Genomic DNA, 12325 nt, shown 5'->3' with positions numbered 1-12325 from the left:
TTACTTCTCCTCCAACTTGGCTAGACGTTCGGCGTGATACTTGTCGAGGCTGGCGAACGCCTGATCGCGCAGCTCGTCGTTGATTGCGCCGTAGTGCCACTTGTAGTCACCGGCAGCGAAATCAACACCCTGGCCTTTCACCGTGTTCAGCACGATGCAGGTGGGCTTGTCTGTTGTGTTCTTCGCCGTTTCGAGGGCGTCGATGATGGCTGCGTGATCGTGACCATCAATGCTCAGTGTGTTGAAACCGAAGGCTGTCCACTTGTCGGCAAAGGGCTCGAGCTTCATGACGTCCTCGGTCGGGCCGTCAATCATGGCCTTGTTGCGGTCCACCATCACGACAACGTTGTGCGCGTTGTAGTTGGCGATCGCCATTGCGGCTTCCCAGATCGACCCCTCGTTGCATTCGCCGTCACCGAGCATGCAGTAGGTCATGAAATCTTTCTTGAGCTGCGTTGCCGCCAGACCCATACCCAGCGCGATCGACAGGCCGTGGCCGAGCGATCCGGTGGAGGCATCCAGGCCGTTGACCTTGTTGCAGTCCAGGTGGATGCCGAGTTTTGATCCTGTCAGGTTGAAGGTCTTCAGCTCGTCGTGGTCAACGAATCCCAGGTCGGCCAGAACCGTGACGAATCCGATTCCTGCGTGCCCCTTCGACATGACGAAACGGTCACGATCCTCCCACTTGGCATTCTTCGGATCAATGTTCATCACGTGGTAATACAACACTGTGACTGCATCGATCATGGAGAGTGCGCCGCCGAGGTGGCCGGAGTGCGCGTGGTAAACGGTATCGACGATATCGTGACGCAGGAAATTTGCTTTATCCTCGAGTCGCTTGAGCTCGTCTAGTGATACGGGCATCGTAGCTCCTTTACTACTTTTCTCATATGTGCTGTCAGTCTGCACGCCTGCCTCAGACGTGCAGGTAAACGGGTGAAGATCAGGTGTTTCTGAAGACAGGCCGCCGGTGCGGACAGGTGGGCGGGTGCTGGCTGCATGGCCAGGCGGGCCGCGTCTGTCCGCGCCGATGGGCTTGCCTACAGGATCAACTCATCTTCCTGGGTATGCAGTTCCTTGAATGCTTCTCTTGCAACGTCCCACGTGAACTCAATGTCCTCATCGGTCAGTGAGCAGTTGATGAAGTGGTTGTGGTGGTTGGTGAAGAAGACTCCGCGTTTGACGCAGTTGCCGACGAACGCCTGGTGCAGCATTGACGATGGGTCATTATCTAGGCGCATGAACCACATGGACGGCTCACCGGTCACGACCAGTTTGTAGCCTTCTTCCTCAGCGACCTTCTTTAAGCCTTCGGTCAACTTGCGACCTTTATCTTTCATGACCGTGGCACCGTCGATTTCCTTCATGATTGTCAGGCATTCGATCGCGGCAGCCATCGGTGCTGCCGACAACCAGTAGCTGCCTGTGTAGAACACGGAGGAAGCTGCGGCTTTAAGCTCGTCAGATCCGCACAGCGCGGAAATGTTGAACCCATTGGCCAGAGCCTTGCAGAAGCAAATCAGATCAGCCTTGAAACCGTAGTGGTAGTCGCTGCCTCGTTCGTCCAGGCGGAAACCGCATCGCACGTCGTCGATAATCAGCACGATGCCGTGCTTGTCGCACAGCTCGCGAACTTTCTGCCAGTATCCCGGTGCCGGAAGCTCATTGTCCACGAACGTGGGGTGGTAGTACGGCGTGGAAATGATGCCGGCGATCTGGTTCGGATACTTCGCGATCGTCTTTTCGAGGGCGTCGATATCGTTGAACGGCAGGTCAATGACGTTGGCGAGGTCAGCGTCGGTGATGCCGGCGTACCCAACGTACTGCATCCACTGCGCCACGCCGTGGTAGCCACCGAAGAAGCGGATGATCTTGTCACGCCCGGTTGCGGCGCGCGCGGTCAGGACCGCCATATTCGTCACGTCGCCACCGTTCTTGGCGAAGAACGCCCAGTCGGCGCTGGCGACCTCATCGACCAGCAGTTCAGCAAGTTCGATCATGCGGGTGGTCGGAAGCGTTGTGCAGTTGCCCTGCTCAAGCTGCTTGATGAAGGCTTCGTTGACTTTTGGATGGTTGTAGCCCAGTACGTTGGGGCCGTACGCACACATGTAGTCAATGAAGCGGTTCCCGTCCACGTCCCAGATGTAGGAATCCTGGGCGTGATCAGCGTAGAACGGGTAGTCCTCGATCGGAATGAAGCAACCTTCGGAGGGGCCGAGGTGTCCGTAGATGCCGGCGGGAATCACCTTCGTGGCGCGGTCGAACAGCTCGTGGCTCTTGGGGTATTCATATGTGTTCATCGGGTGCTCCTCCTACGCCAGATATGTCTGGACTTGGCCCAGCAGCTTGTTGAGATTGTCGATCATGGCGATTCGCCCTCGAATCTTCAGGCGACTCTTCCCCAGGCACGCAAATGAGTCGAGCTCACCGCTCAAAATGCCCTGAGCTGTCTCAATCGAATCGAACGACATCAGTGCGCTGATGGGGCGGATCCGGCCCTGGCTCAAGCTCAGCGCGCCGCCCTCGGCATGGATCGTCAGTTCGGGGCCGTCCTCAACGTGGACCAGAATGTTGCCATCGGGGATGCGCCCCGCGTTCTTCTTACCGTGATCGTCATAGCGGGCGATCGGGCCGAGCGCGGAAAAGGCGACGTTGGCCGTCAGGATCGTTGAAATTCGTGAGAATTCCGGGTCCTTGAGAGCTTCGGGTGTGGGGCGCAAGAACTCCGTGAGCCGATCGGTGATCTGCGTGAACTCGTCCGTCAGGAACTTGATATGAGTGAAGCCCTTGATTGGGATCGGGTTCGCTTTCCCGTCAATCATGCCGTTGAAGTGCTTGGATGATGCAAACACCAGTGAAATCGTCGGCTTTGTTTTTGGCTCGGTCGTTGCGGTGCAGGATCCGTGGTCGAAGATCAAAGTCAGTGGTTGAATACCGGGGATGTGGAAATCGACACTCGTATCAGAGTTCGCCACGATGGAGCGTGCGCGCGAGTCGAGCTCGCACAGCTGCTCAATATTTCGCAAGACAGCGTGAAGATAAACCGCCGCCTTCACTTTCTGCTGATTAGTCATAGTCACCTCATCGTTGAAATCACTCAGGCCCATTCCTGACGACTTCCTAGCACAGGAGGTCTTGTATCCAGTTGTCGCATGTTCGAGGGCGTCTGCGGCAAGCCCCCACCGTGGAATGAGTGGGAACTCAATGCCGCTTCGTTTCAGATTACACTGCCGGGCGCCCTCGGCACGGCAAGTTGAAAATAAAAAGTTGACGAATTTTCCGCGACGGGTGCGCGCGGGTGCTGGTGGGTACGAGGTCGCCGGGCGCGACCGCTCACGGACGCTGTGTGTGACCGTGGCGTCACCTTATCCCTGAGCCGTCCCTGAAAAAACCCTGATTTTGGGCGGGGGGTCGCAGAATGTTCGAGGGTGATCCTCCGCGCGTTCTACACTCAGTTTCGTCATGATGCGCACCAACGCCACGGGGATCTTGAGCCGAGGCTGACGTGCCAAGTCTCAAGGAGGATATATGGCAGGCCGGTCCAAAGGCGCGTTGGTGCTTTCAATCATCAAAGTCCTGGCGTGGGTGGTAATCGCCGTCGCATTCGTGAAGTTCGCATTCTTCCCCTCGGCCAACAAGCCCGAGGGTGACGCGCTGGATCCTGGCGCGCAATACGGACAGATGACAGTTCTGCCCGAAAAGGGCACGATCACGAACACGCTGTCGCTGGAAGGCACGATCGAACCGGTCGCCGCCACGTCGGTGAAAGCCACCATGATGGGCGAAGTGACTGAGGTGTACGTGCAAGATGGCCAAAACGTTGCCAAAGGCGATCCGATTCTGCTGATTCAACGCGAAGAAACGGGTGAAGACCAGCAGGGCGTCGATGAAGAAGGCAATCCGACCGTCATCCCGGGTGAAAAGTATTGGAAGAGCGAAGTGGTCTATGCGCCGGCAGACGGTGCGCTCGCCTTGAATGCGCTGGTTGAACAGCAGTTCAACGTGGGGGATCCGATCGGCTCCATTCAGCCGCCTACCTTTGTTGCCAGCGCGAGCCTCACACCCGACCAGATGTACCGGATGCAGCAAACACCTGAAAAGGCGACGATCACGATCAAGAACGGTCCGGCACCGTTCGAATGCACGGGGCTTCGTATCGATACGCCCAAGGCATCGGGACAGGATTCCGGGTCTGTCCCCAAGATGGATGGCAATTCAGGTTCAACTCAGTCAGGCATTCGCGCCACGTGCACCATTCCCGGTGACCAGAAGGTGTTTGCCGGCCTGCAGGTGACGATGGATGTGGTTGCCGGTGAAGCAGCTGACGTGATGACGCTGCCCGCAACCGCAGTTGAGGGACGCTTCCAGAACGGCTACGTCTACATGCCGACAGATGATCCGGCGAACCCGACGAAGGTGGAAGTCAAGCTGGGAATCACTGACGGCAAACGCGTGCAGATCGTCGAGGGCCTGACCGAGGATCAGGAAGTTCTCGAATTCATCCCAGGCCAGCAGCAGGAACAGGACATGTGTGACCCGATGACCGGTGAAGGGTGCTGACGTGGCACTGCTCGACATTCATGACGTCACACGGACAGTCACGCTGCCCGATGGGGATGATCTCCACATCCTCAGGGGTGTCAATCTGACTGTGGAGCCTGGCGACCACGTCTCCATCGTGGGGCGATCAGGAACCGGCAAATCCACGCTGCTCAACATTATTGGACTGTTGGACAAGCCGACCAGTGGGACCTACAGCATCGACGGTGTTGATACATCGGGCCTGGGCGAGGGGAAACGATCAGCACTTCGAGGATCATCCTTCGGCTTTGTCTTTCAGCAGTTCAACATTTTCAATGCTCGAACAGCGCTGCAGAACGTGGAAGTCCCGTTGCTGTATGCGGCAGGCCGTCAGTTCTGGAACCGTCGCAACCTGGCGGCTGACATGCTCGAGCGGGTTGGCTTGGGTGACCGCCTTGACTCCTATCCCACGCAGATGTCGGGCGGTGAGCAGCAACGTATCGCCATTGCGCGCGCTTTGGTGCGCACGCCGCGCGTCATTCTGGCCGACGAGCCGACGGGCGCACTGGACCCGCATACCGGCCGCATCATTATGGAACTGCTCGAAGACGTGGCTGCGGAAAACAATGCCGCCCTGATCGTCATTACGCACGACATGAATGTGGCGGCGCGAGCGAGCCGCGCGTATTCCCTCTACGACGGCATCCTGCACGATGTTGACGATTTGTCTGAGCACACCGTTGCCGCCGTTTCAGACGGGGTGCCCGTCATGTCGCAGGATACAGGGCACGATCAGACACCCCAGTCGCCATCGGACATGTCAATGAGCAACGAGGGTGAGGCTTCGGCCGCGCCTGAACTGTGCGACGAAGAAACAGACACAGCCACCATTGAGGAAGTGACCGTCACGGAGGACGGGGAACCCCGTGGAAATGAGGTGACGCCATGAGGATCCTGAGCCAGATTGTGGGCGCACTCGTCGAAGCGTGGGGTGAGGTGCGCGTGCAGAAAGCGCGCGTGATCCTCTCCCTGGTGGGTGTCGTGGCAGCTGTTGCCGCCATGTCAACGGTAATTGCGTTGGGTGACATCGTCGGGCAGGCGGACAAGGAAATGAATGAAGCGTTCAACGGCCGGGATATTACGCTGCGGCTCATGCCGCAAAAAACCGGAGACGGCGGTGGCGACACTGCGGGCGCGCCACCTGGTGGCGGCATGGTCGTGGGAAGCGGTGGCGCCGTGGCGTATGCCGAAGACGCGGCACCGGATTCAACTGAGCCGGAAGACCAGGACCAGATGGGCTGGTCCGATCAGGCGACCGGTATCGTGGCCGACCCGGTGTCTACCGCCATGAAAACGCTGGCGGACCGCTTCTCAATTCCGTACTGGTCACGACTGGAAGATTCCCCCATTCAGATCGAAGAAGTCGATCGAGCCCAGCAAACCGGGTCGTTCCGCGGGGTTCCGGTTGTGGAGCCTAAATACGGATTTGGAGGATTGGCACTGCAGGCGGTGGATCCGAATTATCAGGTGCTGTTCCGCCTGAAGCCGGTGCAGGGACGCTGGCTGCAGGACAGTGACATCAACCAGCGGGTCAGCCCTGTTGTTATCAACAGTATTTTGTGGGAATACCTGGGCAAGCCCAACATTGCTGACCCGATTGTGCTGAACGTGACCGGCAAGCAGACACAGCAGCTGCGTGTAGTCGGAGTGGTCAGGGCGAAATCCGCCTGGGATCAGCCCATCATCTACATGCACTACGACGCCTGGCAGCTGACCAAACCACAGGACACGGCCGACCCGACAATGGCAGGAGGCATCGGAGGTTTTCCGACGATGCTGGTGTGGAGCGGTGAAGACCAGGTTGACCAGGCACGCACCGAACTACCCGCAGCACTGAGTGCGATTCTGGGTCAGGGCTGGCGCGTGGATGTGAGTGGCGGCGAGCAGTTCGAAAGTGTGCAGGATCAGACTCAGACGCTGCGCCTGATAGTCATGATCATCGGCGCGATCGTCATCTCCCTGGGCGCATTGGGCTTGCTGAACGTGGCGATCGTGACGGTGCGTCAACGTATCCGGGAAATCGGCATCCGACGCGCAATGGGTGCCTCGGCCGGCAGAGTTTTCTTCGCCGTGTTCATGGAATCAGTGGTCGCGACCTTTGTTGCAGGCATAATCGGGGTAGGCATTGCGATCGTGATCCTGCAGTTCATTCCGCTCGAGTCAATGGACATCATATTGCAGGACCGACCGGCGTTCCCCACTTCCGCGGCCGCCGCCGGCGTCGGGATCGCATCTGCAGTTGGCGCTCTGTGCGGCATTATTCCGGCAGTGGCAGCCATCCGGGTGCGCCCGATCGACGCGATTCGCTACTAATCAGCTACCAAGGGACTGCCTTCTGCGCAGGCCGTCCTGACCGCAAGAGCGGGCTTTATGCGGCCCTCTAATGGGCGGTCAGCGCTCTAGTCAGGCAGGCCATACGTTCCGCGTCGATCCACTTCGATCAACCCGTCATTGACGAGGGCATCCACCACTTGCACTGCCTGGTCGGCTGGAGCGCCGGGCAAGGTGGCCGCTTCAATGACTGCATCGCGGCCGACGCGCTCCGCTGAAGAAGCGTGAGCATCACGCAGCAGCGCCATGACGCGGCCACGAGCCTGACGGTCGGTTCCCGCCCACGCCTGGCCGCGCGGTTTGACCGCATCGGCAGGCTGACCGTCAGCAAGCCATCGGCACCGCTCACTGATCGGGCATTGATCGCACAGCGGTGCGCGCTGCGTACACACCAGTGCGCCAAGCTCCATGATGGCCACGTTCCACAAGGCGCAAGCGTCGCCCTCGTCCGGAAGCAATGACCATGCGCGCTCACGTTCGGCCCGTGAAGGAGCCGATTTGCGGGCGAACTGGCGGCCGTCAAAGACTCGGGTGAGGACCCGACGAATGTTGGTGTCCAATACAGGGACACGTTGGTGGAAGGAGAAGGATGCGACAGCTGAAGCGGTGTAGGGGCCGATTCCCGGCAGTTCCAGCAGGGCATCCATATCGGCCGGGACACGGGAACCGGGGCGGTTGGCGATCACCTGAGCGCATGCATGCAGACGCAGGGCTCGCGACGGGTAGCCCAGGTGGTCCCACGCCACCAGAACATCGGAGCGCCTGGCACGGGCCAGATCAACAGGCGTGGGCCAGCGTTCCATCCACCGCTCCCAGATCGGCTGGACCCGCGGTATCGGGGTCTGCTGGCTCATCACTTCAAAAACCAGGGTGGCCCACGGGCTGACATGGTCAGAACGCATCGGAAGGTCACGCCGATTGTGCCTGTACCAGGTCGTTACCGCGTCAAACATGACTACAGCCTACGGGCAAGTTGCCGTTCAGTTGGAGCTGGGGCGCCGACGTGGGACAATCAACACATGCTCCTGAGTGACCGTGACATTGCTGCCAGCCTGGATTCGGGGCGGATCAATCTCGATCCGCTTGACCGCTCGATGATTCAGCCCGCCAGTATCGACGTACGCCTCGACCGACTCTTCCGCCTGTTCAACAACCACCGCTATTCGGTGATCGATCCGGCGGCCGACCAGTCAGACCTGACACATCTGATTGATGTGGGACCGGACGACCCGTTCGTGCTGCATCCCGGCGAGTTTGTGTTGGGAGCCACCTACGAACAGGTCACCCTGGCTGATGACATCGCCGCGCGCCTGGAAGGCAAATCGTCGCTGGGCCGGCTCGGATTGCTGACGCACTCGACTGCAGGGTTCATTGACCCCGGATTTTGTGGCCATGTGACCTTGGAGCTGTCGAACACAGCGACGATGCCGATTTTGCTGCACCCCGGCATGAAGGTCGGACAGTTGTGTTTCTTTGATCTGTCCTCGCCCGCGAAGAACCCGTACGGATCAGCTGCGGCCGGCTCCCACTATCAGGGCCAACGCGGGCCGACCCCGTCCCGCACGCATGTGCGCTTTACGCGCACCAGAATTGAGCGTGGGGCTGATGACTGACACGTCATCACCTGACAGTGGCGCAGAGGCACCCTCGTCGCACAACACTGCGCCTGGCCAACCCACGCGCATTTCAATTCATGACCGCTTCGCCCAGGCGGACCGCCGTGTTGAAAAGCGTGCAGAGCAGCAGGGGGAGGCTGCCGACGCGACCGAAAGTGAACGGGCCGCGCAGCGCGAGGCACCCAGCCTTCTGGCTGACACGTCATTGACGGCGCTGAGCGGCCTGAACGTTTTGACGGATTCGTTCCGCATTGACGAGGGGGGCCGCGCGGCCCGCGATGACTCGGGAGCACCGATCAGTGCGCCGCTGACACGCCTGGAGGACCCGCACCCACTCGACGTGGACAGTGCGCGTGAGCACCATGTGCTGTTGCTCAGCCCGGAGGTCGACCCCGAAGAACTCGAAGCGCTGGCAATTTCTGTGTGGGATGACGCCGGATGGGCCGGGGCAGGAAACTTGACGCTGTGCCAGTCCGCGCGGCTCAATGGCCCGTGGAGCGTGGATGCGGCGACTCGCGCCGAGCTTGGATCGGGCGCGGACCTGACGCGTGCGTGGATCCTGAATTGTCCCGCGTCACGTGGGAAAGCTCCAGATGAGGACATGAAAGAGCGTGACAGGTGGGCGCGCGCATTCCCAGACGGCATGCCGATAGGACTGGAGTACAAAGTCTTGCTGGTCCTGTATCGCATGGCTCGACGCCTGGGTGGTGCGCTGCGCATCGCGACCGACACGTCCGGTGATGTCATTCAGCCTGACCCGGATTCGGCAGTGGGGCTGACCCTGTATTCGAGGCGCTGGCTGGACCCCGATGAACTGATGGAGCTGCTGCACAGGGATTTCCCAACGGTGGTTGACTCGCGGGAATTGGGTGTCAGGCAGCAGCGCCGCCTGACACAGCGTGAAGTTGAAGCTGCGCGCGCGATCCAGAGCTCAACGCCGGCATTGAGAGAAGACATCGCTCAGAGACTCAAACGCGACCGAGCCGAGGCGGCAACCCGCGACCAGGTGCTTGACGGTTACTGCCTGGTCGCGCCGGCTGGTAACCGGTCTGAGTTTTCCTGCGAAGTCACCGTCACGCGCGACATTCCTCGAGTCCTGCGCTGGGAAATATGGGAATCACAGTCGGTGATCTGCTACAGGCTGCACTGGTTGAACCATGCGGATCTGAAAGTGCATGCGCCGACGAATATGCTCACCCGGACAGCCAGGCTTGAGCGGGCACGCTCGGCACGCGACATTGAGCGCGCCGCCGGATTGATCGTCTCCGCAGTGGGTGGCTTCGTGGTTGACGAGGATGACTTCCTGGTCGCCATGAGCGACCAGGGCGACTAACACATCTGCAGACCTGTTCCACTGGTGCTAGGTGATGGTGCCGTCGTCTCCGGCTGCATCGCGGTGGCGGTGGACGCCCTCGAGCAGCAACACGGCAACGTCCTTGACTTCAGGCATATTCTCACCGTGCGCCGATCCCAGCATCTGCGAGCAGTAGGGGCACGCAGTTGCCACGACGTGTGCTCCGGTTTCACGCGCCTCATCCATGCGGTTATCCGCAATGCGCGTGCCACGTGTTTCCTCCATCCACGCCCGCGCGCCACCTGCACCACAGCACAGTGCGCGCTCGCGATTGCGCGGCATCTCCACCATGTCCACACTCGGCAGTGATCCCAGCAGATCGCGCGGCGCCTCAAAGATACGGTTGTGCCTGCCCAGGAAGCAGGGATCGTGATACGTAATCGTCTGATGCTGCTCGCCGGGTGCGGGCGGCAGGGGAGTGAGCCTGTTCTCGCGCACCAGACGGTTCAGCAACTGCGTATGGTGGATCACTTCGAAAGTACCGCCCAGCTGCGGGAACTCTCCGGCAATCGTGTTGAAGCAGTGAGCGCACGTCACCACAATCTTCCTCGCGTGAGCCTCGTTCAACGTGTCAATGGCGGCGCTCGCCAGCATCTGGAACAAGATTTCATTGCCCGCACGGCGCGCCGGATCCCCAGTACACGACTCAGCCGATCCAAGCACCCCGAACGTCACGCCAGCGGTGTGCAGCAATTCCGCCAGCGCGGCAGTGGTCTTTTTCGCACGATCATCGTACGCACCCGCGCATCCGACCCACAGCACGTACTCCACGTCATCGGCAGAGTCAATATCCTCTCCAATCACCGGCACGTCGAAGTCCAGGTTCTTCGCCCACTCCATGCGCTTGCGAGCCGACTGGTTATACGGATTCCCCTTCATTTCCATCCCGCGGAACGGACGCGCCAGGTCGCGTGGGAATGCTGACTCCATCAACACCCGGTGGCGTCGCAGATTCAAGATGTCGTCAACGTGTTCAATATCGACCGGGCATTGATCCACACACGCACCACACATCGTGCAGTCCCACAGGACACCCTCGTCAATGACGTCGGGAACGAGCGGCCCGTCGGTGTCGCGCACCCCAAGCGGACCGGTCGCACCGGAGGACGACAAGGCATGCAGGACGTCGCTGGTGTGCGGGGAGGGAAGGACGCCCTTTTCGATCAGGGTCTTGTCTTCGCCCGGATCAATCTCCTCAGGCACGTCCATGTCGGTCAGTTCCACGCGGGAAACAGATTCCACATGGTCGCGCAACGCCAGGACGAGCAGCTTAGGCGACAGCGGTTTTTCCGTGTTCCACGCCGGACACAATTCCTGGCAGCGGCCGCATTCGGTACACGAATACAGGTCCAGACGCTGCTTCCACGTCAGGTCCAGCGCGGTTCCCACGCCGAGCGGCACGTCATCAGGCAGGTCGTCGAGGCGGTCCAGGTCAGTGAGCGGCTCGCCATCAACGAGCATCGGTGCTGCCGGCCCCAGTGACTTCGCGCCGTCGGCGTTGCGCCGCGCATACAGGTTGATGATGGCGAGGAAGCGGTGCCATGCCACACCCATTGACGTCTGCACGCCGATCACGATCATCCACAGCATCGACACAAGAATCTTCAGCAGACTGACCAGCACAATTGCCGTGGCGAGCGTGGAAGGAGCCGCCGAGGACGCCAACGATCCAATCCAACCGGTCAGCGGATAGTGCCACCACGACGCATCGCCTCCATCAGCAACGACGAGGGCGGCCTCCAATCCGCGCAACACCACCACGCACCCGCACACGATGACAATGACCCATTCAACGAAAAGGGCCTGCCAGCGGGTCGAACCGAAGAAACGGGACGTGCGCTTACGCAATGGTGTGTCGGCCGGAAGCGGCTTGGGGCGGTGTTCGCTCCGGTAACGGATCACCATCAACACGATGATCGCCAGCAACCCGGCCCATGCAAAAATATCGACGAGCCATTGCCACGGCGCCCACGTGCCGATCAGCGGCAGCGACCAGCGAGGGTTGCGCAGATGCGCATAGCCACTGATCAAGGTCAGGAAAAGCAGGGGGAAGGAGACCATGACAAACCAGTGCGCGACTTTCACGATTGGTTTGTGTGTGAACTCGCGGTGCGTGATGATCGTGGAGAGCATCGTCCACAGGCGTTTCCCGACAGGACGCATCCTCGTGTGATCCGGCTGGCCCTGTGAGAACTGGCGAACCAGATGGGCGATGCCTCGGCCTAGCGACACCAGGGCAATCAGAGTGACCAGCCAGGCGAAAACCCATGAAACCGTGACGATGACGGGAGAGGCCATGTGAGTTTTTTCCTCCTGGAATGATCGGTCTGTTGATCCTGATGTGTCTCATTATCCTCTCACGCAGAGCCCCTCGCGCATGCGACCGATCAGCTCTGCCCGTGGCTGAGGCCTTTTGGACAGGGCACGCAGATTATCAGCAGGT

Annotated in this window: 10 protein-coding genes; 5 read left to right on the top strand and 5 right to left on the bottom strand. The window is 60.1% G+C overall.

The genetic code is table 11. From position 1 onward, the window contains the following. The 3 genes from HMPREF2975_RS10985 to HMPREF2975_RS10975 all read right to left on the bottom strand — a co-directional run bounded on the left by HMPREF2975_RS10985 (window position 1) and on the right by HMPREF2975_RS10975 (window position 3074). The gene (locus HMPREF2975_RS10985) at window positions 1-864 is read right to left on the bottom strand and encodes a transketolase (RefSeq protein WP_058237357.1); all 864 of its coding nucleotides are present in this window, start codon (window positions 862-864) and stop codon (window positions 1-3) included. 176 nt (window positions 865-1040) lie between these two features. Further along, window positions 1041-2300 carry an aspartate aminotransferase family protein gene (locus HMPREF2975_RS10980; RefSeq protein ID WP_070727842.1) on the bottom strand — a complete coding sequence of 420 codons (1260 nt, stop codon included), beginning with the start codon at window positions 2298-2300 and terminating at the stop codon, window positions 1041-1043. Window positions 2301-2312: 12 nt separating this feature from the next. After that, window positions 2313-3074: a hypothetical protein gene (locus tag HMPREF2975_RS10975; protein ID WP_141757418.1), complete on the bottom strand. Its 762-nt coding sequence runs from the start codon at window positions 3072-3074 to the stop codon at window positions 2313-2315. A gap of 454 nt (window positions 3075-3528) precedes the next feature. Here HMPREF2975_RS10975 and HMPREF2975_RS10970 point away from each other — a divergent pair, with 454 nt between their 5' ends. The 3 genes from HMPREF2975_RS10970 to HMPREF2975_RS10960 are packed head-to-tail and all read left to right on the top strand — an operon-like array spanning window position 3529 to window position 6894. Continuing rightward, window positions 3529-4560 carry an efflux RND transporter periplasmic adaptor subunit gene (locus HMPREF2975_RS10970; RefSeq protein WP_070727836.1) on the top strand — a complete coding sequence of 344 codons (1032 nt, stop codon included), beginning with the start codon at window positions 3529-3531 and terminating at the stop codon, window positions 4558-4560. A gap of 1 nt (window position 4561) precedes the next feature. Next, on the top strand, window positions 4562-5470 hold the full coding sequence (locus HMPREF2975_RS10965) for an ABC transporter ATP-binding protein (protein ID WP_083314561.1): 909 nt from the start codon (window positions 4562-4564) through the stop codon (window positions 5468-5470). Beyond that, entirely contained in the window at window positions 5467-6894 is a 1428-nt protein-coding gene (locus tag HMPREF2975_RS10960; protein ID WP_070727833.1) for an ABC transporter permease, read from the top strand. Before HMPREF2975_RS10965 ends, HMPREF2975_RS10960 begins: the two co-directional genes overlap by 4 nt. Window positions 6895-6980: 86 nt before the next feature. Here HMPREF2975_RS10960 and HMPREF2975_RS10955 read toward each other — a convergent pair whose 3' ends face one another. Continuing rightward, complete coding sequence (locus HMPREF2975_RS10955; protein WP_070727830.1) at window positions 6981-7865, bottom strand: HhH-GPD family protein; 885 nt, start codon at window positions 7863-7865, stop codon at window positions 6981-6983. A 66-nt stretch (window positions 7866-7931) separates the two neighbouring features. Between HMPREF2975_RS10955 and dcd the strand changes: the two genes are divergently transcribed. Both dcd and HMPREF2975_RS10945 read left to right on the top strand, forming a co-directional pair. Then, entirely contained in the window at window positions 7932-8525 is a 594-nt protein-coding gene (gene dcd / locus HMPREF2975_RS10950) for a dCTP deaminase (protein WP_058237351.1), read from the top strand. Next, window positions 8518-9861, top strand: coding sequence for a hypothetical protein (locus tag HMPREF2975_RS10945; protein ID WP_058237350.1), 1344 nt, complete (start codon window positions 8518-8520; stop codon window positions 9859-9861). The genes dcd and HMPREF2975_RS10945 overlap by 8 nt, the downstream gene beginning before the upstream one ends. 27 nt (window positions 9862-9888) lie before the next feature. Here HMPREF2975_RS10945 and HMPREF2975_RS10940 read toward each other — a convergent pair whose 3' ends face one another. Next, window positions 9889-12180, bottom strand: a complete 2292-nt coding sequence (locus tag HMPREF2975_RS10940) for a (Fe-S)-binding protein (RefSeq protein WP_070727827.1) — start codon at window positions 12178-12180, stop codon at window positions 9889-9891. Window positions 12181-12325 lie beyond the last annotated feature (145 nt).

The sequence above is a fragment of the Actinomyces sp. HMSC065F12 genome, assembly GCF_001814535.1.
GTDB lineage: Bacteria > Actinomycetota > Actinomycetes > Actinomycetales > Actinomycetaceae > Pauljensenia > Pauljensenia radingae_A.
This window is presented reverse-complemented; position numbering and strand designations above follow the sequence as displayed.